Origin of the sequence: Glutamicibacter sp., assembly GCF_035257265.1 — a bacterium.
In the GTDB taxonomy this organism is placed as follows: Bacteria; Actinomycetota; Actinomycetes; order Actinomycetales; family Micrococcaceae; genus Glutamicibacter.
In genome coordinates this window covers 315,864-340,438 of record NZ_DATEXC010000038.1, presented here as the reverse complement: position 1 = coordinate 340,438, position 24,575 = coordinate 315,864, and the positions used below count along the sequence as shown (strand labels likewise).

Annotated in this window: 27 protein-coding genes; 17 read left to right on the top strand and 10 right to left on the bottom strand. The window is 55.3% G+C overall.

Features of this window, described 5'->3' with window-relative positions:
• Positions 1–75: 75 nt before the first annotated feature.
• The 5 genes from VJ369_RS10395 (at position 76) to VJ369_RS10375 (ending at position 5,871) form a co-directional block, all read left to right on the top strand.
• Positions 76–597, top strand: a complete 522-nt coding sequence (locus VJ369_RS10395; RefSeq protein ID WP_324091991.1) for a hypothetical protein — start codon at positions 76–78, stop codon at positions 595–597.
• Positions 594–1,805, top strand: a complete 1,212-nt coding sequence (locus VJ369_RS10390) for an adenylate/guanylate cyclase domain-containing protein (protein WP_324091990.1) — start codon at positions 594–596, stop codon at positions 1,803–1,805. Before VJ369_RS10395 ends, VJ369_RS10390 begins: the two co-directional genes overlap by 4 nt.
• A complete protein-coding gene (locus VJ369_RS10385; RefSeq protein WP_324091989.1) occupies positions 1,806–2,735 on the top strand; it encodes a serine/threonine-protein phosphatase in 930 nt (309 codons plus the stop codon).
• Positions 2,736–2,826: 91 nt separating this feature from the next.
• Positions 2,827–5,067 carry an NAD-dependent DNA ligase LigA gene (gene ligA, locus VJ369_RS10380; protein ID WP_324092103.1) on the top strand — a complete coding sequence of 747 codons (2,241 nt, stop codon included), beginning with the start codon at positions 2,827–2,829 and terminating at the stop codon, positions 5,065–5,067.
• Entirely contained in the window at positions 5,068–5,871 is an 804-nt protein-coding gene (locus tag VJ369_RS10375; protein ID WP_324091988.1) for an inositol monophosphatase family protein, read from the top strand. It begins immediately after the preceding gene.
• A 74-nt stretch (positions 5,872–5,945) separates the two neighbouring features.
• On the opposite strand, the gene VJ369_RS10370 is transcribed toward VJ369_RS10375, so the two are convergent.
• Positions 5,946–6,473 carry a hypothetical protein gene (locus VJ369_RS10370; RefSeq protein WP_324091987.1) on the bottom strand — a complete coding sequence of 176 codons (528 nt, stop codon included), beginning with the start codon at positions 6,471–6,473 and terminating at the stop codon, positions 5,946–5,948.
• 337 nt (positions 6,474–6,810) lie between these two features.
• On the opposite strand from VJ369_RS10370, the gene VJ369_RS10365 reads away from it, so the two are divergent.
• Positions 6,811–7,341: a hypothetical protein gene (locus VJ369_RS10365; RefSeq protein WP_324091986.1), complete on the top strand. Its 531-nt coding sequence runs from the start codon at positions 6,811–6,813 to the stop codon at positions 7,339–7,341.
• Here VJ369_RS10365 and VJ369_RS10360 read toward each other — a convergent pair.
• Together VJ369_RS10360 and VJ369_RS10355 are read right to left on the bottom strand one after the other, a co-directional pair.
• Complete coding sequence (locus VJ369_RS10360) at positions 7,338–7,688, bottom strand: SRPBCC family protein (protein WP_324091985.1); 351 nt, start codon at positions 7,686–7,688, stop codon at positions 7,338–7,340. The genes VJ369_RS10365 and VJ369_RS10360 overlap by 4 nt on opposite strands.
• Before the next feature lie 143 nt (positions 7,689–7,831).
• On the bottom strand, positions 7,832–8,647 hold the full coding sequence (locus VJ369_RS10355; protein WP_324091984.1) for a glucosamine-6-phosphate deaminase: 816 nt from the start codon (positions 8,645–8,647) through the stop codon (positions 7,832–7,834).
• A gap of 479 nt (positions 8,648–9,126) precedes the next feature.
• On the opposite strand from VJ369_RS10355, the gene VJ369_RS10350 reads away from it, so the two are divergent.
• On the top strand, positions 9,127–9,663 hold the full coding sequence (locus tag VJ369_RS10350; RefSeq protein WP_324091983.1) for a GNAT family N-acetyltransferase: 537 nt from the start codon (positions 9,127–9,129) through the stop codon (positions 9,661–9,663).
• 72 nt (positions 9,664–9,735) lie between these two features.
• Entirely contained in the window at positions 9,736–11,649 is a 1,914-nt protein-coding gene (locus VJ369_RS10345) for a penicillin-binding transpeptidase domain-containing protein (protein WP_324091982.1), read from the top strand.
• Positions 11,650–11,656: 7 nt separating this feature from the next.
• Here VJ369_RS10345 and VJ369_RS10340 read toward each other — a convergent pair whose 3' ends face one another.
• Positions 11,657–12,265 (bottom strand): GNAT family protein, encoded by a 609-nt coding sequence (locus VJ369_RS10340; RefSeq protein WP_324091981.1) that lies wholly within the window; start codon positions 12,263–12,265, stop codon positions 11,657–11,659.
• A gap of 130 nt (positions 12,266–12,395) precedes the next feature.
• On the opposite strand from VJ369_RS10340, the gene VJ369_RS10335 reads away from it, so the two are divergent.
• The 4 genes from VJ369_RS10335 (at position 12,396) to gatB (ending at position 16,391) form a co-directional block, all read left to right on the top strand.
• Positions 12,396–12,947, top strand: a complete 552-nt coding sequence (locus VJ369_RS10335) for a maltokinase N-terminal cap-like domain-containing protein (RefSeq protein ID WP_324091980.1) — start codon at positions 12,396–12,398, stop codon at positions 12,945–12,947.
• A gap of 86 nt (positions 12,948–13,033) precedes the next feature.
• Positions 13,034–13,330, top strand: coding sequence for an Asp-tRNA(Asn)/Glu-tRNA(Gln) amidotransferase subunit GatC (gatC, locus tag VJ369_RS10330; RefSeq protein ID WP_324091979.1), 297 nt, complete (start codon positions 13,034–13,036; stop codon positions 13,328–13,330).
• The gene (gene gatA / locus VJ369_RS10325) at positions 13,320–14,873 is read left to right on the top strand and encodes an Asp-tRNA(Asn)/Glu-tRNA(Gln) amidotransferase subunit GatA (protein WP_414652645.1); all 1,554 of its coding nucleotides are present in this window, start codon (positions 13,320–13,322) and stop codon (positions 14,871–14,873) included. Before gatC ends, gatA begins: the two co-directional genes overlap by 11 nt.
• Positions 14,874–14,882: 9 nt before the next feature.
• Entirely contained in the window at positions 14,883–16,391 is a 1,509-nt protein-coding gene (gene gatB / locus VJ369_RS10320) for an Asp-tRNA(Asn)/Glu-tRNA(Gln) amidotransferase subunit GatB (protein ID WP_324091977.1), read from the top strand.
• Between the two features lie 276 nt (positions 16,392–16,667).
• Here gatB and VJ369_RS10315 read toward each other — a convergent pair whose 3' ends face one another.
• Positions 16,668–16,934 (bottom strand): hypothetical protein, encoded by a 267-nt coding sequence (locus tag VJ369_RS10315; protein WP_324091976.1) that lies wholly within the window; start codon positions 16,932–16,934, stop codon positions 16,668–16,670.
• A 134-nt stretch (positions 16,935–17,068) separates the two neighbouring features.
• Here VJ369_RS10315 and VJ369_RS10310 point away from each other — a divergent pair, with 134 nt between their 5' ends.
• Positions 17,069–17,512 (top strand): isochorismatase family protein, encoded by a 444-nt coding sequence (locus VJ369_RS10310; RefSeq protein WP_324091975.1) that lies wholly within the window; start codon positions 17,069–17,071, stop codon positions 17,510–17,512.
• On the opposite strand, the gene VJ369_RS10305 is transcribed toward VJ369_RS10310, so the two are convergent.
• From VJ369_RS10305 to VJ369_RS10295, 3 genes are all read right to left on the bottom strand, one after another.
• Positions 17,484–17,951, bottom strand: a complete 468-nt coding sequence (locus VJ369_RS10305; protein WP_324091974.1) for a DUF664 domain-containing protein — start codon at positions 17,949–17,951, stop codon at positions 17,484–17,486. The two genes, VJ369_RS10310 and VJ369_RS10305, sit on opposite strands and share 29 nt — an antisense overlap.
• Positions 17,952–18,119: 168 nt before the next feature.
• Entirely contained in the window at positions 18,120–18,752 is a 633-nt protein-coding gene (locus VJ369_RS10300) for a hypothetical protein (RefSeq protein ID WP_324091973.1), read from the bottom strand.
• Positions 18,753–18,800: 48 nt separating this feature from the next.
• Positions 18,801–19,184 (bottom strand): hypothetical protein, encoded by a 384-nt coding sequence (locus VJ369_RS10295; protein ID WP_324091972.1) that lies wholly within the window; start codon positions 19,182–19,184, stop codon positions 18,801–18,803.
• A gap of 197 nt (positions 19,185–19,381) precedes the next feature.
• On the opposite strand from VJ369_RS10295, the gene VJ369_RS10290 reads away from it, so the two are divergent.
• From VJ369_RS10290 to VJ369_RS10280, 3 genes are all read left to right on the top strand, one after another.
• Entirely contained in the window at positions 19,382–19,999 is a 618-nt protein-coding gene (locus VJ369_RS10290; RefSeq protein WP_324091971.1) for a TetR family transcriptional regulator, read from the top strand.
• A gap of 453 nt (positions 20,000–20,452) precedes the next feature.
• Positions 20,453–21,334: an aminoglycoside phosphotransferase family protein gene (locus tag VJ369_RS10285; RefSeq protein ID WP_324091970.1), complete on the top strand. Its 882-nt coding sequence runs from the start codon at positions 20,453–20,455 to the stop codon at positions 21,332–21,334.
• Positions 21,335–21,428: 94 nt separating this feature from the next.
• On the top strand, positions 21,429–22,055 hold the full coding sequence (locus VJ369_RS10280; protein ID WP_324091969.1) for a maleylpyruvate isomerase N-terminal domain-containing protein: 627 nt from the start codon (positions 21,429–21,431) through the stop codon (positions 22,053–22,055).
• A gap of 38 nt (positions 22,056–22,093) precedes the next feature.
• Here the strand turns inward: VJ369_RS10280 and VJ369_RS10275 are convergent, their stop codons facing one another.
• Entirely contained in the window at positions 22,094–22,771 is a 678-nt protein-coding gene (locus tag VJ369_RS10275) for an HAD family phosphatase (protein ID WP_324091968.1), read from the bottom strand.
• Positions 22,772–22,802: 31 nt separating this feature from the next.
• Complete coding sequence (locus VJ369_RS10270; RefSeq protein WP_324091967.1) at positions 22,803–23,249, bottom strand: MarR family winged helix-turn-helix transcriptional regulator; 447 nt, start codon at positions 23,247–23,249, stop codon at positions 22,803–22,805.
• Positions 23,250–23,363: 114 nt separating this feature from the next.
• On the opposite strand from VJ369_RS10270, the gene VJ369_RS10265 reads away from it, so the two are divergent.
• Positions 23,364–24,545, top strand: a complete 1,182-nt coding sequence (locus VJ369_RS10265; RefSeq protein ID WP_324091966.1) for an MFS transporter — start codon at positions 23,364–23,366, stop codon at positions 24,543–24,545.
• Positions 24,546–24,575 lie beyond the last annotated feature (30 nt).

Sequence of the window (24,575 nt, the reverse complement as noted above, 5' to 3'; positions counted from 1 at the left end):
GACTGGTCGGAAGAACTTACGGTAGGAGGGGCGAGGAACTCGACGATGAAGGTGCCGTTACATGACAGGGAGCGCGTGGTCATCAAGACCCGAGAACATTCCCGAGTGTTACGCCAACCTTTTGCCGTCTTTTTATTCCTCACCGCTGGGTGCGCGTTTTTACTTGGTTATCTCTCCCGTGAAGACCTTTCCGATTGGCTCACGAATGAATCTGAGCTCTGGATGATTTTATCTGCAGTGCTGTGGTTCATACTCGTGCTGATCTGGTGCGTTACACCGTGGGTTCGCTGGTTACGCACCTGCATCGTGTTGACCACCGAGCGGATCTTATTCCGGACTTCCTATGGTCGCGCGGACCTGGATTCTATTGGTCTTTATTCCGTGCGTGATTTGATTGCGCACACCAAGCAACAGGCGGTTAGCACGAAACCCGGGACCCTAGACGTTGTATTAAGCCATGGACATGTGCGTATCATGCATGTGCCCGCAGTATCTTATTTCCGCACCTTAGCCATCGAGACGATGAACAACGTGCACCAGCATCAGAGAACACACACCGCGGTAGATGCATCGAACAGTGAGGGCATTGGACTATGAGCACCGACAACTCCAATCCTTCACGCCCAGACACCCCGCAGGCGGCTTCTGAGGCGGTCAAAGAAGCCCGTGAGCACACCCCTAATCCTGAGAACCCGGCGGAACTAGACCCCATCGCCGAATTGGCCCAAGCCATGAAAAGTCCGCTCCAGGTTCCACATCATGCCTCGGATGCGGTCAAAAATCACATGGCCGATTTGGAACACCGCCTGATTGGCGGGCCACGCGAGTTTAAACGTCGTGAGGTAGCCGCCGACGCCGGTGTTTCGCTGCTCTCGGCACGCAAACTTTGGCGCGCCATGGGCTTCCCGGAGCTGGGCGATGACGAAGTGTTTTTCAGTGGACGAGATACCGAAGCCCTGAAGACGATGGTTGATCTGGTGCGCGAAGGAAAACTCACCGACGAAACCGCCATCTCGCTGATGCGCTCGGTAGGGCAAATGACAGACCGCATGGTGGTCTGGCAGGTCGAGGCGATTGTTGAGGATATGGTCGCCAACCAGAATATGAGTGACCGGCAAGCACGCCGGCAACTTCTGGAAAGTCTGCCTGATCTTATCGGTCCGTTAGAAGATTTGTTGGTTTACTCCTGGCGTCGCCAGCTCAACGCCGGAATTCACCGCCTTGCACTACGCGCCGAAGCCGGGGTGGCGGCCTATAACCAGGACTCGGGTGATGACGACGGAACTCCACTGCCGCTGGCCCGCGCGGTAGGCTTTGCCGACCTAGTTTCTTACACCTCCTTGTCGCGTCGGATGAACGAACGCACCCTAGCCCAGATGGTGCAGCGCTTTGAATCTAAGAGTGCCGAAATTATTTCCGTTGGTGGCGGGCGTTTAGTTAAAACCATTGGCGACGAAGTCTTATTTGTGGCCGAAACCCCGCAGGCGGGAGCCCAAATTTCGTTGGCGCTTTCGCGTGAATTTGAAGCCGATGAACTATTGCCGCGCACCCGTGTGGCGGTGGTCTGGGGACGTTTGCTCTCCCGGCTGGGAGATATTTACGGTCCCACGGTTAACCTGGCGGCTCGGCTGACCTCCTTGGCTGAGCCCGGAATGGTGCTCACCGACGCGGTTACCGCGAACACACTGAAACAAGACGCACGCTTTATCCTCACTGCTCAAGAAATAACCTCGGTGCGTGGTTTTGGTGAAATTCAACCCTATGAACTCTCCGCTGGTGAGGGTGGCAGGCTGGTGCTGGACTAAATGGAATCTGAAGAGAACTTCGAAAGCTTCCGCCTGGCCGTCTGCGGGCAAACTGATGTCGGGCTCAAACGCCAGGACAATCAAGACCGTATCCTGATCACCGACGTGGTTCAGGCGGTGGCCGATGGGATGGGGGGCCATGAGGCGGGCGAGGTAGCCAGTCAGCTGGCCGTAGAAACCCTCGAAGAGCTGAACACCTTCAGCCTGAAAACCATAGCGCGCCGGCTGCCAACCGTCGAACAAGTTCAAAAACAGGTCCAACTGGCCGATGACCGTATCCGGGATGCGCTGGAATCGCGTGGTGGCACCACGCTCTGTGCCCTGGCATTGATTCGCAGTGCAGGACCCGGCCATGACCAGGTGAGCCAGCCAATGGTGATCCCACCGTGGACCGGCAGCTTTAAAATGAGCCAAAACACCGATGTGCTCAGCAAAATTACGCCCGAAATGCTGGCCGAGCATCGGGCACGGACCGAAAAAGTCAGTGCGGAAACCCAAAGTAGCGCCGAGTACACCAGCTTGCTGCTGATCAACGTCGGTGATTCGCGCGGCTATCGCCTGCGCGGCAAGGAACTGCGTCAACTCACCCGGGACCACTCTGCGGTGCAGGAAATGGTGGACGCCGGTCAGATTACCGAGGCCGAGGCACGTAGCCACCCACACCGTAACCTGATCACCCGTGCTTTAGGTGCCGGGGCCGACAGCCAACCGGATTTGACCGTATTGCAGCCGCGCATCGGTGATCGTTACCTGCTGTGCAGTGACGGGTTGAGCGGCGAATTGACCGAAGAAGCAATCCAAGAAATTCTCATTGCCTATCCGGAACGTGAAGCGGCTTCTCAGGTTTTGACTCAGGCTGCGCTGGAAGCCGGAGGCCGGGATAATATCGCGGTGGTAGTCATCGACGTGTTACCCGCCGCATACTCTTAAACACGCGGTGCTCGCAAGGGTCAAAGCGTCGCCTAGTTGGGGCACAATTGGATACGTGAGTGAAAATCCAGTAACACCAACAGACTCCACGATGACCCCACCGGATAGCGTTCGCGAGCGCTATGCAACGCTGGTGGAACAAGTGCGTGCGCATCGCGAGGCCTACTATCTGCGGGACGCCCCGATGGTCTCGGACGCCGAGTATGACCAGCTATTCCACGAATTGCAGCTGGTGGAGAGCCAATACCCGATTCTGATGGGCCAGGACTCACCCACGTTAGAGGTCGGCGGTGAAGTCAGCAGCGCCTTTGCCTCGGTAACTCACGCCAGCCGGATGTACTCGTTAGAGGACGTCTTTTCGATTGAAGAGCTCACCGTGTGGCTGGAGAGAGCCCAAGCCAACGCATTAAAGCTTCATCCAGATATGCCCATGAAATGGTTGTGCGAAGTAAAAATCGATGGGTTGGCGCTGAACCTGACCTATCGTGACGGAAAGCTGTTGCGTGCGGTCACCCGAGGCGACGGCACCACCGGTGAAGACGTGACGCATAACGCGCTGACCATCGCCGATATCCCGCAAGAACTGAATGGCAGCGGATACCCGCAAGAATTTGAAGTCCGCGGTGAGGTTTACATCGGCACCGATGATTTCAACGCCTACAACGAGATGCTGATTGCAGACGGCAAGGCGCCCCTGGCGAACCCCCGCAACGCAGCCGCCGGTTCACTACGCCAAAAGGATCCAGCGCAGACCGCTAAGCGCCCACTGAAGATGTTTGTCCACGGTCTTGGGCGTAGTAAAGACTTTGCAATGACGCACCAGTCCGAAGCCTATGAGCTGATGCGCGGCTGGGGTCTGCCAGTTTCTCCTTATGGCCGAGTAGTCACCTCACTTTCCGAGGTCACCGACTTCATCGCCGAGAATGGTGAAAAACGCCACGAGCTGATCCACGACATTGATGGAATTGTCATCAAGGTTGATGACCTGGCCACACAAGAGCAGCTAGGGTACACCTCGCGTGTGCCACGCTGGGCGGTGGCCTACAAATATCCACCGGAAGAAGTCCACACCAAACTGCTCGATATCCAGGTGCAGGTCGGCCGCACCGGACGAGTGACTCCCTTCGGCGTGATGGAGCCGGTGCTCGTAGCCGGTTCCACTGTCGCGCGCGCCACCTTGCACAACCAAGAAGTTGTTAAGGCTAAAAATGTGATGATCGGCGATACCGTGATCCTGCGTAAAGCCGGAGACGTGATCCCAGAGATTGTTGGTCCGGTACTCGCCTTGCGTGAGGGTAATACGGAACTGCGTGAATTTGTGATGCCTACTTCTTGTCCGTCCTGTGGTCAGCCGCTGGCTCCGGCTAAGGAAGGCGACGTAGACATTCGTTGCCTCAATGCTGAATCGTGCCCGGTACAGCTCACCGAACGAGTGGCCTATCTCGGCGGACGCAGCGCATTGGACATCGAAGCGCTGGGCTACGAGGCTGCTGCGGCATTGACCAGTGGACCGGGTGAAGACCCTGCCACTCAGGGTGGCTTGATCTTGCCAGCTGGCGCCGGACCGCTGCGTAACGAAGCTGAACTTTTTGATCTGAAAGACAAGCTTGAACAGCTTGCCGAGGTAAAAGTCTGGCGCGAAAAACGCTCCAAGGGTGAAGGCACCGGAAAGTTCGAATTGGTGCCGTACTTCTACACCAAGGCTACGGCTAAAAAGCCGTCGGCGCCTACCAAGAGCACGTTAAAGCTCTTCGATGAGCTGGAAAAGGCAAAGAGCAATCCACTCTGGCGCGTCTTGGTCGCCCTGTCGATTCGTCACGTTGGACCTAACGCTTCACGCGCCATTGCAACCCGCTACGGGTCTATGGACGCAATCCTAAAAGCCTTGGAGTCGCCGACGGCAGTCGATGAGCTCAGCCAGATCGATTCGGTGGGTTCAATTATTGCCGAAGCCTTGGTCGACTGGTTCAAAGTTGATTGGCATCGTGACATTGTCACCCAGTGGCAAGCCGCCGGGGTGAAGATGGAAGATGAGCAAGACGAAAATGTCATCAAGCATCTAGACTCATTGGCCATTGTGGTCACCGGTACGTTGGAAAATTTCTCCCGGGACACCGCTAAAGAAGCAATTATTATCCGCGGTGGAAAAGCCACCGGAAGCGTCTCCAAGAAGACAGATTTTCTGGTGGCCGGCGAGGCCGCCGGATCAAAGCTTGATAAGGCACAGTCCCTAGGGGTTCCAGTACTGGATGAGGCTGGCTTCGTGGTGTTGATTGAACAAGGGCCGGATGCCGCACGCGAGATCGCAATAAAGGCAAGTGAAGGAGTCTAAGTGGAGAACAAAAAGGTAGCGCATGACCCACTGGTACTTTTGGCACGTCGGGCTGCTGCGGCCGGTGCCCAGGTACTTTCCGGCCGTGATGAGCAAAAGTTTAATACTGATGAAAAATCTGCTGCGGGGGACTGGGTTACCGATTTTGACCGCGCAGCAGAAGAAGCCATCCGTGCCACGATCTTCACCGCACGTCCCAACGACGAACTCACCGGTGAAGAATTCCCCAGCCAGAAGCCGAGTAATCCCAGTGGCTACCGCTGGAGTATTGACCCCCTGGATGGCACGACAAACTTCGTGCGGAACATCGCGTATTACTGCTCGTCGGTAGGCGTATGCCAGCGACAAGATGACGGAACCGACGTATGGGTGGCAGCAGCTATCGTTGCACCCGCGCTGGAGGTCGAATACTTCGCCGGGCGGGGGCAGGGAGCTTGGAAGCACGATCTACGTACCAAGAAAATCACCCAGCTCACCGGCCCAGTAGAGTCGGATGCCAAATTGTTGGGCACCGGCTTTGGCTACGACGCAGAACGTCGTGACTTCCAACTAAGCGTACTGACCGAACTGCTGCCAGATTTTGTCAATATTCGCCGGATTGGTTCGGCGGCCTTGGACTTGTGTTTGGTCGCCGAGGGGTCCTTGGACGCCTACGCAGAATATGGCACTCAAGAATACGATTGGGCTGCCGGTGCCTTGATTGCTGAAGAAACTGGCACCCCGGTGGGGCGACCGGTGGGATACCCCGGATGGCAATATGCCGGGCTGGTTGATACCAGCAAACTGGTTAGCCCTAAAGCGTAGTTAAACATCTCTGGCTCGCACCTGTGTCCCTCGGAGAGGGCTACAGGTGCGAGCCAGAAGCGTTTTTGGAGCGGTTAGCTGAGCATTGCAATCCAACCGCTAAGGTAGCTCACTGCTATGCCAACAACGACACCGCCGCAGACCTGCGAGGAGGTATGCTGCTGGCTACGAATGCGGGACCATGAGAGCACCCCGATAAATAACAGCACCGGTGGGACCCCTGTCAGACTCGTGCAAAGCTGTAGCGCCACATAGCAGCCGACCGCCATATGCACAGAGACCTTCCACCACAGGTTAATCGCTGCCACCATGAGCAATCCGGCCAAGATGGAGAGTACTTCAACAAATATCCGCTGACTCGCGTCCATCAGGCTCAGTAGTAGGAGTCCAAGTCCAATCGATACCGCGGTGAGGGCGAATATTTTATGACGTTGACTGCGTCTGGTGACGTGTAAATCGGTTACTGTTCCGCGGTAGGTGGACCACAGCAGATACAGCCACGGAAGCAACATGGTGAAAGCGGTAGCAACGCATACTTCAACCCAGGAGACTTCGCTGTGCCGCAAAGGCGTGGAAAGCAACAGCAAGCTGGCTAAGATCACCGGGGTGAAAATATGCGAGAGGAATAGCGCAATTTTTCCGACATGGTCATTTTGGGAATCGAGTCGCTGAATTTGAGCGGTAATGAGACGCTCCCTTGCTTGTTGGATCTGCTGTCACGCCTTGTGAGTCTAAATGCGGACGGACTTAAGCCTATAAGTATCGTCTGAGAAATCGAGCCGTCGGGACACGCGAACTAAATAATTACTTCCTGTCGGGGCCGAATCCTAGCTATCAATTCTTTTTATGCGTAGGATTGAATAAAAGAATTATCAGGTCGCAGGCATGATCCCCAAATGCAAAGATCATATTTCGGCGATCGCCACGAGATTCTGCGTCATGAAATTCAGCAGCAGTAGCGCGCACTGGAAAGGTAAAACCTTGAATAGCAGTCCCAAGAGAATTTATGGTTTAGCAGGTGCTATCACGCTGATGGTGCCGCTACTTCTAGCTACAGGTTGTTCCAAGTCCCAAGAACGGTGTTTGCCTGAAGCCATGTCTCTTTCTGAAACGACGGCCCAGCCAGGAGGGACGATTACCGTCTCTGCGCCCGCTGCCAAATGCGATCTGGGTTATGCAGAAGGGAAAAACTACACACTTCGGCTAATTTCGGAGTACTCCGAAACAGATCCTCTGGAGGGGCGGGAAATTCTTGTGAATACAGATGGTTCCTTCAGCGACGAAGTCCCGATCCCTACCGATTTCCCGCAAGGGGCTGCTACGTTGCTAGTTACAGGTAGTCCATATGATGAGTGTGGGGACGCAGAGTCCTGCGCCGCCTACTCCCACTCGTTCGCAGTTACTGCCGACAAGGACGAGTCAGCACCCAACGTCCTTGATCATCTAGATAGCCTGTTGTTTGAGCCTTAATTTTCCAAAAGAAATTTGTTTCGCTGCCTGATCAACTGAGGCATATACCAGCCCAAAACTAGCCTTTCGGCCACCCATCCAAGGGGGCCGAAAGGGGCCGTGAAACTGATCCGATCAATCATCATTGTCATGCCATCCACGTCAAAAAATTCATGGACATGATGGAATGACTTAAACGGTCCACGTAACTGTTCATCAATGAACATGCGGGCCGGATCCATGGCCGTGATTTTCGTGGTGAGTCGAAACGGTATTCCAAAATGTCGGGCCTTCCACGTGACCTGCTCACCGAGTGAGATTAGGCCACTTAGCACTCCAGCGACAGCTTGTTCATTTGTCTGAGACATTGAACCTAGGTGTGCGTCAATGCTCCGTGAACGGTCAAATAGTTCGGTTCGACTCATCGGAGTTTGGGTGACGCATTCGAAATAGACTGCCATGATTCTCAGTCTTACACTGCTGGTACATCAATGGCCGTATTGAAACAGGCCTAGTGGACCCTCAAGTTCTCTAGGCTGATTCCTTCCGCCGCATCATCGTAGTAGGCGCGTTTCTTAAGACCGGCCGCGGCAGCCTCGTCGAGAAGTACCACAGCATCTGGGTGAAGTTGCAGTACCGAACCCGGGCAGGATGCAGACAGCGGACCTTCAACGGCTAGCGCCACGGCTTCTGCTTTAGCTTCTCCCGTAGCCACGAGGACTAGACGCCCGGCTTCCAAAACAGTGCCCAGACCTTGGGTCACGCAATGGGTAGGGACGTGTTCGATGCCGTCGAAAAAGCGTGCATTGTCGATGCGCGTCTGCGCAGCTAAACGCTTGATACGGGTGCGGCTTCGTAACGCGCTTCCTGGTTCGTTAAACCCGACGTGGCCGTTGCTACCGATGCCAAGGATCTGGACCTGTACGCCACCGGCAGCCTTGATGGCTTGGTCATACGCATGTGCGGCGGCTTCGATTTCCTCGACAGTATCTGCCATGCCTCGGGGAGTGTGCAGACCGCTGACGGGCAGGCCGAAAGTGTTGCATACTTCGGTGATCAGCGTCTGACGGTAGGAGAGCTCATGGGTATCGGGGATGCCGATGTATTCGTCCAAGGCGAAGCCTTGTGCGTTGGAGAAGTCTGCTCGTCCTTCGGCAACCGCCACACGTAACTCGCGATACAGGCCCAAGGGGGATGAACCCGTAGCGACACCGAGTACGGGATTTTTTCCATGCCCGTGGTGTGTTAATCCTGCAAGGACGTTATCTGCTGCAATGCGAGCAACATGTTCCGCGGATGAACCAATGAGAACGCGCAAGTCGTTCACTCTCCGATCTGATAGTAAAAATAGAATTAGTGAGGGCTGGCTACGCGCCGTAGCGCAAATTTTTGGAACTGAACCAAAATGTTGTCCCTGACAAATTGAAATTATTGGGTTGTGTCTGTACTTCTCTAAAACTTCTCACCGCTCTGAAGGCAGCTAAAAAACAGTCCAGTTACGGGTGATTAGTAGGAAAGCTACTTCCTCGGCCATGGACGTGGCGCAGGCGAGCACAGCATTGTGATCAAAGAGAAAGACCGTATGCCCAAGGGCAATGCTTACTACTTTACTGGTTGCTGGCAGACAGCACAGCAACACTGTCTTTTATTTCACGTCAAATCATCACGACGTCTTCACACCTTCGCCACTTGGCTGCTCATCGGTGATTTCACGCGGAAAGACTAAACTAAGCAAAATTCAAAGTAGCGAATGAAACCATAGAAAGGGCATTGAAGATTCAGAATTGGTGACAAAATAGTAGAACCATGTCTGAAATTGATGATGCCAAAGTTACCAGCAGCCCATTACTGATCGAAGCCGCTACGGTGGCCGACTATGAACGAATTGGCCAACTAACGGTTGATGCGTATGTGCAGGCCGGGCACTTTGCTGATCCGCAACACGAATACCTCAAGTTTGTTCGCCAGGTTGCTCGACGCGATAAGTATTGCGACATTTTGGTAGCGCGCAAGGCTGGTCATCTTGTTGCCTCGATGACACTCATTCAAGCAGGTAATGAATATGCTGACATTGCACTAGAAGGCGAGCTGGAAATCCGTATGCTCAGCGTTGATCCGGGCGTGCAACGCACCGGTGCTGGCAAAGCGATGGTGGTGGCGGCAATTGACTTTGCCCGCCAACTTGCCGACGTGCACACGGTCTCGCTAACCACCGGTCAACACTGGTTAGCAGCAAGAAGTCTTTATGAGTCACTGGGATTCATCCACCGGGCCGAACGTGATTGGGTAGTTCCCGATACCGATATCCGCCTTGTGGTGTACTCGCTGAACTTAGCGGACTAAACCGCATAGCTAACGCTGACATGTGGCGAGCCGTTCTAGCGAGCTGCAGTACGAAGTGCATAGACTGACGCCATGCGTCGTTTCCCCCGAAGTGTTGTTGCCCTGTCCGTCGCCGCGCTCGTTGCCAGTACGTTTACTGCGTGCAGCGCAGCAACGCCGGACCCAAAACCCGCGGCCGAGGCCTTGACCGCCGCGCTCGGTTCCGGGGACTTTAGCCAGGTGCCACTCGCTGGAAGCGATGCAAGCGCCGCGAACAAAAGCGTCGAAACAGCCTTCGGTCCGATGGGCGAGATCAAGCATACCCACACCGTGCTCAATGCGGCGGAAGACGAAGAAACCCAGGACGGGGTGAAAACGGCTACCGCAACCGTGCAGACCACGTGGGATGTTGACTCCTCCGACAACGACCTCACCTATGAAACTCAAGCGGTCATGGAATTTGATCAGGACGCCGAGCAGTGGAAGCTGCGCTTTAACCCGGCGATTCTCGCACCCGGTTTGGTCGCCGGTGAATATCTTGACGCACGATTTAGCGAAGCCAAACGTGGACAGATTCTGGGTGGTAACGGCAATGCCCTGGTGAAGAATCGTCCGGTGGTGCGGGTAGGAATCGACAAGACTCGCACCGAGGCAGACACGTGGGATTCTTCGGCACGTAATCTGGCCAAATTACTTGAGATCGATGAAGATTCGTTCGCTAATCGGGTTGAAAAGTCTGGGGCCAAGGCCTGGGTGCAGGCTATCGTATTGCGTGATGACGCCAGCCGCGAGGTAAGTGATGACGAAATTACCGGGATCCCAGGTGCCATCGCGCAGCCTGATGAGATGCCCCTAGCCCCCACGCGTACCTTCGCCCGACCGATCCTTGGAAGCGTCGGACAAGCCACCGCTGAAATTATCAAAAAGTCTGAAGGCAAAATTCAGGCCGGTGACCAGGTGGGTCTTTCCGGTCTGCAATCGGCCTATAACGAGTCATTAGCGGGGAGCTCAGGCGTCACCGTTTCCCGCTATAACGCGGACCACGAGGCCGTGGCCGAACTGTTGAGCAGTGAACCGGTCGCAGGCGAAGATCTCAAACTGACGCTCAATGAGAATCTGCAGACCGCTGCGGAGTCGTTGGTTGCTGAAACTGATTCGGCTTCCTCCATCGTGGCCATCAAACCTTCCACCGGCCAAATTCTCGCGGCCGCATCCGGACCTGAAACCAACGGGCTGAATACGGCGCTCAAAGGACGCTACGCACCGGGATCCGTCTTCAAAGTAGTCGGTGCCCTTGCCATGCTGCGTGACGGCGAAACACCCCAGAGCAAGGTGCAGTGCCCGGCAACTACCGAGGTAGATGGGAAAAGTTTCAAGAACTATGACGGTTACCCTGCCAAGGCGGTGGGTACGATTCCATTCGCAGAAGCCATTGCAGAGTCTTGCAATACGGTCTTCGTCAATGCAGGTAAGGGGCTCGGGGCCAAAGCGGTGGCCGACGCCGCCAGCTCCTTAGGGCTACTGGCAGATGATGGAACCGGAGCCGAAGCATTTATCGGTTCGGTGCCAGATGATTCCGAAGGTACCGAGCTGGCTGCAAACATGATTGGACAGGGCGTGGTGGAAGCCTCGCCTTTGGGCATGGCAACAGTGATGGCATCCATTGCTAACGCCAGCACTGTGCATCCACAACTCGTGGTGAGCCCGAAGGTGCAAGAACCGGTCAAGGCTAAGAGCGCGCTGACAGAAAAAGAAGCCGAACAGTTGCAGGAAATGATGGCCGGCACGGTGGACCATGGAACGCTCAAAGCATTAAAGTCGGTTCCCGGGACAAAAATTATCGGCAAGAGTGGCACCGCTGAATACGACGCCGAACGAAACGCTCACGCCTGGGTGATTGCCGCCCAAGGCGATCTGGCTGTTGCAGCCTTTGTCGAAGATGGCGATGGGGGAGCGCAGACTGCCGGTCCGCTAGTTGCCGACTTCCTGACTAAGGCTGGTAAGTAGTCACCGGCTAGCCTGCGGGCGCAACCGCCGCGAAGTAATCACGGGCGAGAACGCTGAAAATCAGCTGGTCGTGGAAACGACCCTGATGGAAATAGATCTCTCGCTCTCGTCCTTCAAGGATGAAGCCTGCTTTTTCATAAGCGCGTACCGCGCGGGTGTTAAAGGCGGCGACCCTAAGCCCTATACGGTTTAGCCCCATCTCCGCGAAGCCGTATTTGAGCATGAGACCGATGGCACGGGTACCGTAGCCCCGGTTGACCTGGTCACCGCCGAGCATGATGGCTAACTGGGCGGCGCGGTGTGGCAAAGATCCACCGCTGAGCGTGATGTGCCCAATAAGCCGTCCATCCTGGCATTCAAAAATGCTAAATCCAGCATCACCGCTGTGGGGTTTGTTGATACTCCAGCTAGCCAGCATTTCCATCACCGATTGGGAAGGCCGGGGTTTGATAATGCGTTGTTGCAGCACTGCCCAGCGCGGGTCATTCCACCATTGGGCAAGTTGCGCAAGATCCTCTGGTTCCACCTCGCGCAAATCCACCTGTTCATCACAGAGCAGGCTCTTGCCATAGTCTTGGGCCTGGTACATTTGATTCCACTGCGCCTCACTGAACATGAAGACCATGCTATCTAGTCGTCGCGGAAGTTGGTTAGCAAAGAGAAAAACAAACTATTTGTCAAAGAAGTCTGAACAACACTAGCTCTTGGCTCTTGTATGCTCAGCGCGCGCTTGGCAGACTGAGCCCATGGGCATTATCTACAACACCTCCATGAATCCTTCGAAAAATGAGTTGCTCGCCAAGTGGCTGGTGACGCAGGATTTTTACGACGGTCAGGGCGCTCCAGACTTACAGAACGTCGGTGGCTTCCGTTTGGAGGATCCCGCCGGAGAAGTGGGGATGGAACTGCGCCTCGTCGCAGACCGTGCCGATCGCTCCGAGGTGATTTACCACGTGCCCTTCAGCTACCGAGCCGAAGAGCTGGAAGGCGCCGAAGCATATCTTGTGGGCACCAGCGATCACGGGATTCTCGGCTTGCGTTACATCTACGACGCAACCGGTGACCCGGTGTTCACTCAACAGCTCAACGAACTTCTTGCCGGCCGAGCGGTCCCGCAACATCAGAATAATTCCTTCGAAGAAGACTCAAATGTCCGGGTCTTAGGTAACGGTGTCAGTGGCAAGCTGGAAGTGATTCGCCGCCCAGTCGCCGGCGAAGTAACCGGGCAAGGTGTGGTCGGTTCGTGGGAAAACGCGCTAGGCCAACCGCTCAGCGGTCTGGTATTGCGCATAGCATAACCGCATGATGGCCAAATCGACCTAGGTGAGTGCGGGCAAGGGATAGACTTATCTGTGAAACCCATCCGCCCACTTTAGGGAGATATATGTCTGCCATCAGCCGTGAGGACCTTGTGCACCTGGCACAATTGGCCCATATCGAGATGAGCGGCGCAGAGCTGGATAAGATGACCGGTGAGCTCGGCGTGATCGTCGATGCCATCGCATCCGTCAGCGAAGTCGCCTCCTCCGATATCCCAGCCACCAGCCACCCAATCCCGTTGACCAACGTATTGCGTGAAGACGTGGTGGGGCAGACGCTGAGCATCGATGAAGTTCTGCTCAACGCGCCTGACTCGGACTCGGACCGCTTTAAGGTCCCGGCAATTTTGGATGGTGAATAAATCTGTGCCTGATTTGATTCGTCTTTCCGCCACCGCACTGGCAGCAAAGCTGCGCGCTGGCGAAGTAACTTCCGTCGCAGCGGTACAGGCTCACCTGGACCGTATCGCCGAAGTTGATGGTGCACTGAACGCCTTCCTGCACGTGAACGCCGAAGAGGCGCTCGCCGTAGCTGCCGAGGTTGACGCGATTCGCGCAGCCGGCGGTGCCGAAGCCGAAGCGCTGCACCCATTCGCTGGTGTGCCGATTGCCATCAAGGACCTGATCGTCACCAAGGGCCAGCCCACCACCGCGGCATCAAAGATGCTCGAAGGCTGGATGAGCCCATATGACGCGACCGTCATTGAAAAGATCCGCGCGGCGAAGCTTCCAATGCTGGGTAAGACCAACTTGGACGAATTTGCTATGGGCTCGTCCACCGAGCACTCCGCTTACGGTGTGACCCGCAACCCGTGGAACCTGAACCGCATCCCCGGTGGCTCCGGCGGTGGCTCGGCCGCTGCCGTTGCCTCCTTCGAGGCACCCCTGGCGCTGGGCACCGATACCGGTGGTTCCATCCGTCAGCCAGGCGCAGTGACCGGCACCGTGGGTGTGAAGCCAACCTATGGCGGTGTTTCGCGCTATGGTGCGATCGCCATGGCTTCCTCGCTGGACCAGATTGGCCCGGTCTCTCGTACCGTGCTGGACTCGGCGTACCTGCAGGAACTGATCGGCGGGCACGACCCGAAGGATTCAACCTCGCTGCCAAAGACCCTTGAGGGTCTGGTTGCTGCCGCAGAAGCTGGCGCCGCAGGAGATCTGAAGGGTCTGCGCGTTGGCGTGGTCAAAGAATTGCAGGGTGAAGGCTACCAAGCTGGCGTGCAGGCACGCTTCGAAGAATCTCTGGAATTGCTCAAGGGTGCGGGCGCCGAAATCGTTGAGGTTTCCTGCCCTAACCTGAAATACGCGCTGGGCGCTTACTACCTGATCATGCCTTCGGAAGTCTCTTCCAACCTGGCTAAGTTTGACGGTGTCCGCTTCGGTAAACGAGTGCTGCCAGAATCCGGTCCGATGACCATTGAACGCGTCATGGGTTCCACCCGTGCCGCAGGTTTCGGCGATGAGGTAAAGCGCCGCATCATCTTGGGTACCTATGCATTGAGTGCAGGCTACTATGACGCGTACTACGGTTCGGCACAGAAGGTCCGCACGCTGATTCAGCGCGACTTCGCCGCAGCGTTTGAACAAGCAGACGTACTGGTGTCCCCAACGGCACCAACCGTGGCCTTCGAACTGGGCGAGAACGACAACGATCCATTGGCCATGTACCTCAATGACGTGGCAACCATCCCGGCTAACCTCGCCGGCATCCCGGGCATCACCGTGCCAGGCGGATTGTCTGAGGACCTGCCGGTGGGTATCCAGTTCTTGGCGCCTGCTTTCGAAGACGCCCGCGTGTACCGCGCCGGTGCGGCACTGGAAGCACTGCTGGAAAAGAGCTGGGGCCACACCCTGATCTCGCAGGCACCTGCCATTGATTCCGCGTCGATCGCGCCAAAGGCCTAAGGGGAGCACATGTCTAACTACACCGATGAACTAGTCGACTTCGACGAGGCGCTGGAAAAGTATGATCCGGTGCTCGGCTTTGAGGTCCACGTAGAGCTAAACACCAAGACCAAGATGTTCTCGGACGCGCCGAACGCTTTCGGCGACGCCCCGAACACCAACGTCACCCCGGTAGACCTCGGTCTGCCAGGCGTGCTGCCGGTGGTCAACAAGACCGCGGTGGAATACTCCATCTTGATCGGTCTGGCGCTGAACTGCCAGATCGCTGAAAAGTGCGGTTTCGCCCGGAAGAACTACTTCTACCCGGACACCCCGAAGAACTTCCAGACCTCGCAGTACGAAGATCCAATTGCCTTTGACGGCTACCTGGATGTCGAGCTGGAGGATGGGGAAATCTTCCGCGTTGAGATTGAACGCGCGCATATGGAAGAAGACGCCGGCAAGCTGACCCACATGGGTGGATCCACCGGACGCATCCAGGGTGCGGACTACTCGCTGGTTGACTACAACCGTGCGGGCGTTCCACTGGTAGAGATCGTCACCAAGACCATCGAGGGTGCAGGCAAGCGCGCTCCCGAGCTGGCTAAGGCCTATGTGGCTGCGGTGCGCGAAATCGTGAAGAACCTTGGTGTTTCGGAAGCAAAAATGGAGCACGGCAACGTGCGTTGTGACGCGAACGTTTCGCTGATGCCAAAGGGTGCAGATAAGTTCGGTACGCGTACCGAAACGAAGAACGTGAACTCCTTGCGCGCGGTAGAGCATGCAGTGCGCTTCGAGATTGAGCGTCACGCTGCGGTGCTGGATTCTGGTGCCAAGATTGTTCAGGAAACCCGTCACTGGCACGAGGATACTCGCTCGACTACCTCGGGACGCCCGAAGTCGGATGCTGACGATTACCGTTACTTCCCGGAGCCGGATCTGGTGCCAATCGTCACCACCGCTGAATGGGTTGAAGAACTGCGTGGCCGTCTTCCCGAGCCGCCGGCAGATCGCCGCAAGCGTCTGAAGGCCGACTGGGGTTATGCGGACAAGGAATTCCGCGACGTGGTCAATGCTGGTGTTCTCGACGAGATCGAAGCAACCATTGCTGCTGGTACTTCTGCTGCGGTAGCCCGCAAGTGGTGGATGGGCGAGATTGCTCGTCTGGCCAAGGCTGCGGACAAGGACATCGCTGATCTGGGCGTGACTCCTGCGACCATCGTTGAGCTGAACTCGCTGATCGAGGGCAAGAAGATCAATGACAAGATCGCCCGCCAGGTACTGGAATTCGTCGTTGACGGTGAAGGTACGCCAAGTGAAATCGTTGAGAAACGCTCGCTTGCAGTGGTCAACGATGATGATGCCTTGGGCAAGGCCGTGGATGATGCCATGGCTGCAATGCCTGATGTGGTCGAGAAGATCAAGGGCGGCAAGATGCAGGCTATCGGCGCGCTGATGGGACCGGTCATGAAGGCCACCCGCGGTCAAGCTGATGCAGGTCGCGTTCGCGAAATCGTGATCGAGAAGCTGGGCCTATAGTCCTCGGACTTCAAACCCTGGCGCCGGCCTCGGACTTCCAATTGTGAAGTCCGAGGCCGGCGTTTTTAACAAGCATTACACGGAGATCTCCTTAATCGGCCCAGACCTAGGACCCGGGCGATCATTAGGTTGCGGTTGCCTAGGGCAAACGAATGCCCGAGGCTCGCGATCGGACAGAGGTCTGGTGTCAGAAATGGGCCCGGTTGTGGCGACCGTGAAAACTGCTCGCGTAAGAACGAATTCGGATATCTACGATTCCGCCATGAACGGCAGCAATTACGATTCGGTAGTTGGAGATTCTTTAGAGTTCGCAGGAATCTGAATCAAGGCACGCTCAGCAAGGAGCGAGCCGAGGAGCAATACGCCTGCCCCCAGCGTCCAGGGTAGGAAGAACAAGTCCTCTGAATCACCTTTGATAAGCCAGCTCGTAGTAGCGAAGGTCAGAAAAGCCAGTCCTAGGCAAATGAGCAGGGAACCCCATTTTCTTCTTTCACTGACACCGGTCCACAAGGGCAGCGATTCGTGTTCAGGATTTCCAGTCATTCCAAGCCAAGCAAGCACCAGCTTCACGGTCCTTCCAGTAATCCTGGTGCCCAGCTTCGAGTCGGTGCCAAGATCGATGATTACGGTTCTGCACTTAAGCCTATGTAGGCGATCGGTGGTTATCCATAATCCTTTTGGATGATTGGGACTACCTGTGCGGCTCACCCTTGTTTGTGGAAGGGGCCGGCAATAATCTTCACGAATCGGTCCAGGCGGTTACCCCTGATCTGTTTGTAACTAAGGCAGTGAACTCATCATTTTATGGCTCCCCGGATATAGACCAGTGGCTAAGGATCACGCGAATCAATCAGATTTTCGTCTGCGGAATCCAAACCAACTTGTGTGTAGAAACCACCGCCCGTATAGGCGGGAATCTGGGATTTGATGTCATTGTTCCTCTCGATGCCACACGAACTTTTGATCTGGCAGGACCTGACGGCACGGTAATACCGGCAGCCACCCTGATGCAGGTTACAGCGACAAATCTTCACGGTGACGGTTTCGCCCAGGTGGTTTCCACCCAAGACGTTCTAGATTCACTACTTCCTTCTAAGGGCGGCGCAAGAAATCACGAGTGATTTCTAGATGGCCCAAGTGCTGGCAGAGCTCTTCGTAAACATGCATGAGGACGCCTTTGCAGGTTGCCATCCAATATTCGATTTCTCGGCCCGATGGCAAAACGGCAGGAGCTTGTTCCATTGTGGTGAATGAGATGTCTGCAGCAAACGCTGCTCTGGTTTCCAAGGCCAATTTCAAAACCTCTGGCTTGCTCATTCTTGCGCTGAACTCAGCGTCCCGATCACGGGGGACTTTGATGCCAAGGTTCACCGTTGAGGACCAACGTCGCATCATGCCGCAACAATGCACGAGAATCTGCACTGGCGAGTTGCTGCCCTCCACTGGCAAGCAGCTATTGATCAATACGTCTGGAACGTCGTTGACCGTTGCGCAGAGCCGGTCGAACTTTTCAAGAATAAGGTGAACGAGAATCTGCTCGTTGGATGCCGATGGGCTCATGCCACGATTCTAGACCGGAACCTTTTGCGAATCCTCTACCCAAATGGTCAAAAATAGTCCCGAGAACATTGCTAGAGCACGGAGGACCAGGGTCCGTCCGTGCTCTAGGAAAGTGCCTCATGGGCGTCAGATTGAGTGGTAAACAACAAGATGTTTACCCTTATTCACCTAGGAAACGTGCTTCCCAGCGTGGGGTGTTTCCAGCGTGCTCTCTGGCACGTGCATAGTTTCTTTGGCGCGGAAATGCCCAATCAATGTCAGTACGATACCGACCAAAACCCACACACTAAGCGTCCACCACTGTTGTGCGGTGGAAGCATCAGGGAAGTAGCTGAGGGATCGAATGAGCGAACCGGAAGCGCCTGGTACTAAGTACTGTCCGATAGCACCCCATGGTGCTGGCAAGAATTGCCAAGGCATGGTGGCACCTGACAGGGGATTGCCGACAAACATCGTCACCACGGCACCAATTCCGATACCTGCCCGGCCAATAAGCGAAGTGCAGCCAACGATGAAGGAAGCGGTTGCCATCATCGTCAGGCCCATCGCCAAAGCATTGATCCAGAAGTCTCCCTGAAGGTACTGGAACCACGTCTGCATGATGAACGCGACGACCAGTCCTGCGACAACTGCAAAGCTGGCAACGGCGGCCAAACGCCGCACCGGACCTGTGATCAGCAAGGAAATCAGTACGCCGCCAAGCATGCCTCCGATGGCCATCGGGAAGGACGCAGAGGCAAGACCAGAACCACTTGGATCATGAACGGAGAATGGGACGACAGGGGTGACCGAAACCTTCACGGACGCAGGGTCCCCGCCAGCTTTGGCGACCTGTTGTGAGACTTGAGCCTACAGCTGAGTGGCTACGCCCGTGAGCATCTGAGCTGACACTGGGCTTGCTGCTGGTGCGGTCAAAACTTCAGGAACTTCAGTGCCGGAACCCAGTACGATAGCCCCGTAGGTCTGCTGAGACTTAATTTGGCTAACGGCATCCGCGCGATCTTTGGCCTCGACGAAATCGAAAGTATTCGTGGCTCCCATAGCACTTTCAAGAGCGGATACCTTGGCTTGATCGCCAGAAATACCTACTGGCAGGTTTTCGGCTTGCGCGGTTTTTCCCGGCCAGAGGAAGGCAAGCACAACCAAGGCAAGCACGAGCGAGGCTACTGCGCCGATGGTTACTGCGACCGGCCACTTTGTATGTGGGGTTGGGCTGGTTACTTGGGATGTCATGGTCTGACTCCTCTATTGATTTCAGAATGAGGTGGGGTGGCCGCAGATAGGGGAAATCTTTAACCGGTGGCCTTTTGGAGGGAAGACTGTGGGGGGAAGTTGGCTTCGCCAAGAACCTTATTTTTGTGGTTCTTAGGTCTCTTGCTCATTAACTCTACACCTGAGGAATTCCTCAGGTGTAGAAGTATACTGAATTTATGAGCGATCAAGATGAAAAGTCCCTGCCTAAGCGCCCCAGCGGACGTCGTTCCGGCGATAGCGGCACGAAAGAAGCAATCCTCGATTCGGCGCGCGAACTGTTTTCGCAGTCGGGATATGAAGCAACGTCTATTCGGACTATTGCCACGTCAGCGGGTGTTGACCCGGCGCTAATCCGCCATTTCTTTGGCGACAAGGCAACCCTATTTGCAACTACCTTGGCTGAGCACACCACCATCCCGCAGCGACTGAGAGAAGCATTTATTGGTGATCCTGACCATATAGGTGTCCGAGTGGTCGATATATACCTTCGACTTTGGGAAGACGACGAAACTCGTCACATCTTGTTGGCGATCGTTCGCTCTGCAGCTACTTCAGGTAGCGCCTCTGAGATGCTCAAAACGGTCTTGGGTTCTCGGATGCGTGGTGTTGCGCAGCTATCTGCAGAAGACCCAGATCAGAGCAAGCGAGTAGCCTTGGCTGCCTCTCACATGCTCGGCATTGGATTCACTCGGTATGTCATCAAACTCCCAGACATCACGTCTCGGACTCATGAAGAATTGGTCGCTGAGGTCGGTCCGGTCATCCAAAGGTACTTAACTGGAACAAATCGCTAACTAGTTCAGCTCGTGAAGTGAATGACCTGCCCAGGGGCATAGTCTTCACTCGATGAGTACGCTCTGGGGTGGCGAGGCATCTATCACGTTAGAAACTGTCCAGTCTCCATAAGATTCGCTCATCTTGGTTGAAGGTATGTTATCGCGCCGAGAGGAACTCATTTCTTGCTGGGATTGCCCGGTGTTTTTGGACGTTCCGTTTAAGGAAGCGGCGGCCCGAATGGCACTTCGAAATGGGAATGATCCGGATCCTGAATATCCTTCGATGAACAGACATGTGGAAGGACAAAAAATGTATTTCAGAACTGCCAAAGCTTGGAATCGTGAGTCTTTCGTCGTAGACAACTCAAACTTTTTGTTGCCACTAATTATTGAGTCAAACCAGGTATCTGCCATCCATCTTTAGACGATTAGTATTGAGCGATGAGCTCCCCACCAGTTAAGAAGACGGCTATGCCTGAAGCGGAGGTTGCGATCGATCTGGCGCTGGTGCGCGGGCTGATAGCATCTCAAGCACCCCAGTGGGCTCACGAAGAAATCAGGTACCTTGCCACCGGTTGGGATAACGAGGTCTATCGCCTCGGAGATTCTTTGCTGATTCGTTTGCCTCGCAGGCAGATGGGGGAGGACATCGGGTTCAAAGAGCGTACCTGGCTTCCACAACTGGCAAAGGACACCGGTGTAGATATTGGCTTGACGATCTTTGAAGGTCAGCCCACTTCCAGTTACCCTTTTACCTTTTCGATTTGCCGCTACGTTCCGGGATCAAGTGCCGCGCAGTTCAAGCGTCAGGACCGCGATGAATACGCGGAGGAATTTTCTGGACTATTACGTGCACTGCATCAACCGGCACGTATACAGGAACCGCGAAGCGAATTCCGTGGCTGTGCACTGAGCTTGGTTGATTCACGGACTCGCGAACAAATCTCGTTCCTAGATTCGTCCATCCAGCCCGCGGCCTTAATGATTTGGAACGAGGCTCTGAATGCGGAGGAATATTGCGGTGCACCAGTGTGGCTGCATGGCGATCCGCATCCACACAACACGGTAGTGGGGGATGGGGCGCAACACTCCACTGTGGCTCTGGTCGATTATGGCGATCTATGTGTTGGTGACCCGGCCTCGGATCTAGGTATGTTCTGGATGCATTTCACGCCCCGAGGCATCAGCAGTGCTTTCGAGAGTTACGGCATTGCAGAGGGCAGCCCAACTTGGCAACGAGCGCGCGGTTGGGGATTACGATATGCCATGTTAACGGTAAATCTTGGCACTGATGACCTGCTGGGCGTTGTTGGGCGTGAGACCTTGGAAGTCTTGACAGCTAGCTCCAGATAGTTCCACGTGAACGTTATTTGAGCTACCTCAGACCGTAAGCTGATTTTCAACAAATATCTGAGTACTGTCTGATTAGATCGATGAGAGGATCACTGTGGATCTCGAGAAAAAGCCGAGCATCGCTGCACGTTTATGTATCGAATCCCATGCAGAATTGTTGCAGCATGTCGCCGGCCTCAGCGACGAGACGATGAGGCAGGATAGCAAACTGCCGGGGTGGTCCATCGGTCATGTGTTGACGCACCTTGCGAGAAATGCCGATGCGCATGCACGGCGTCTGGATGGAGCATTAGCCGGCGAGGACGTTCCCAAATATGCGAACGGTCCAGAGCAACGCCGCCAGGAAATTGAAGACGGCGCGAAGAATTCGGCATCTGAAATCTTGACGGATCTTGAATCGAGTATTTGGCGTCTAAACGGAATTCTGGAGCAAAGTGAACAGGCCCAGTGGCCCAACGCCGACTTTATGGGCGGAGGAAATTACGGAGTTGGCGGTTGCCCGGCCCATCGCCTTCGCGAGGTGCAGATGCATCTAGTAGATCTTGGGCTGGGATACACACCAAGTAGCTGGCCCGATGAATACGCAGCGTGGGATCTTGAAAATTTACTAGCCAGCGTTCCTGAACGATTGGCGAGCAAACAAGCGCGCACAGAACTAGTCGCATGGTTGGCCGGGCGTGCCCCGCTGCACGAGGACTTCACTTTGGAACCTTGGGGCTAAGCGGGTTCGCCGTCGATATCTAAAGTGCTGTGCCTCAACTAGTCCTGAGCGAGAAGTCCCGGCAACTGATCCATGCTGGTGAACACTTCGGTTGCACCTGCCGTCAAGAGCTCTTCTTTGGTGCTGCTGATAGGTCCACCTGGGCAGTAACCAAAGACCGTCGCCCCGGCCGCAACGCCAGCACTCACTCCGGTGACCGTATCCTCGACAACTGCTGCTTGTCGGGGATCAACGCTTAGGCCAGAAGCCGCTGCGAGATAGACATCCGGTGCCGGCTTGCTCTGCGCATATTCCATACCGCTGTAGACCTGGTTGCCAAAGAATGGCGCTATCTCGGTTATCGATAGCTGCATCTCAACCTTGGCCCGGTCCGCACCTGTAGCGCAGGCCAGCTTGTCGCCGTAAAGGGTCGAAATCCGTTTCACCGCGTCCAAAACACCGGGTATGGCCTGCAAGTTTTTGCGCAGAGCGATATCGCGACGTTGCCGAAACTCGGCGATCCACTGTTCATCAATCCGCACCCCGGTGTGAACCAGAATGGGTTCCCATTGATCCTTCAAGGCTTTGCCGATAAAGATGCTAATGCACTCTTCTTGGCTAATGTTCCAACCCAGTTCAATGAGCATCTCTCGCAGCACTGAGTTGGTGATGGACTCGGAATCGACGAGTACGCCATCACAATCAAAGAGCACGGCGGAAAATTTTGGACGCGTCAAGTTTGAGCCTTCCTGCAGAATCAGTGATTAGTTAGGCCACTGAGAATTCGTGAAGAATGCGAGCCAGTGGTGCCAGTTCTGGCTGTTCTTCGGCCTGTTTTAAAACACGTTCCAAGGTGGCATCGTGGATTGGCTGCGCCTTTTGATACAACTCGTGGCCGTTGGCGGTGAGCTCTGTGTAAATCCCGCGGCGGTCATCGGCGCACAGCACGCGAGAGAGCAGATTTCGATCTTCCAGCCGGGTGACCAAGCGCGTCGTCGCGCTCGGGCTCAGAGCGGTTGCCCGGGCAAGCTGCGCCATGCGCATATGCCAACCGTCCTGCCGGTTCAAAGCGTCCAACAATGTGTACTCGACCACAGAAAGCCCGGCCTGCGCGGTCAAATCCTTTTCGAGTGCAGCCTCGATTAATCCGTGCAATGACGCCAAGGTACGCCATCCACGAGCACGGATTTCGACAGCATCATCCGCGATTCCCATGAGTTCCTCCAAAAATACTTGCTTGCGCTGGTTAGTTGCGTATGCAACGATAGTGTTCATCGCGCAATAACAAGCGTGTGCAACTAATTTATCTAGTCTAGCAGGAGTAACGCTATGCCGCTCGGTCTTATTGCGTTGGCTATCGGTGCCTTTGGCATCGGGCTTACTGAATTTGTCATCATGGGCCTGTTGCCAGACGTGGCCACCGACTTCGCAGTCAGTGAGGCAGCTGCTGGCTGGCTCATTTCCGGATACGCCCTGAGCGTCGTGGTGGGGGCCCTTGGGCTCACCGCTGCCACCGTTCGTCTGCCACGCAAGCCAGTGCTTGTAGGTTTGCTGGTGCTGTTTATTATCGGCAACTCGCTGACCGCACTGGCCGGCACCTATGAAGTGGCCATGATTGGGCGCATCATTGCCGCTCTATGCCACGGTGCTTTCTTTGGTATTGGTTCGGTGGTGGCCTCGGATATGGTTCCGGCCAATAAAAAGGCAGGCGCCATCGCCATTATGTTTACCGGCCTGACCGCCGCCAATGTTCTTGGTGTTCCATTTGGAACCCTACTAGGCCAGCACTCCGGCTGGCGCTCAACCTTCTGGGCTATCTCCGGCATTGGTGTCCTGGCGCTGATCGGCATTCTTGTCTTGGTTCCAGCGATCAAGCATGTTGCAGAGGGAATCTCGATTAGGCGCGAACTTGGTGCTTTCACCTCGTTGCAGGTCTGGCTGTCTTTGGGTGTCACCGTCCTCGGCTACGGCGGAATGTTCGGTGCTTTCACCTACATCGCCTACACACTGACCGAAATCACCGGTTTCAACGAAACCAGCGTGCCGTGGTTGCTGATGCTCTTCGGTGTTGGCCTCTTCGCTGGTAACTGGATCGGCGGCCGAATGGCCGATAAGAACATCGACCGTACCTTGCTCCTCTTCATCGCTGCTTTGCTCGTTGTACTTGTTATCTTCGGCTTCCTGGCGAGCAATCAGATTGCAACCTTCATCGCGTTGCTTCTCATGGGCGGTTTCGGTTTTGGTACCGTTCCCGGCTTACAAAGCCGCATCATGCAGTACGCCGGAAACGCGCCAACCTTGGCATCGGGCGCCAATATCGGAGCTTTCAACGTAGGTAATGCGCTGGGTGCATGGGCCGGCGGCCTGGGTATTGCAGCAGGTCTCGGGTACAGCTCGCCAATCTGGATCGGAGCGATCATTACCTTCGCCGCACTGGTCCTCGTGCTTGTTGCTATGGGTTTGGCTAAGAAGTCCTCGGCAGCCACACCTGAGCTAGTCCCAGCTAGCTAATCCAAATTTTTAATAGTCCCTCAAGTAATT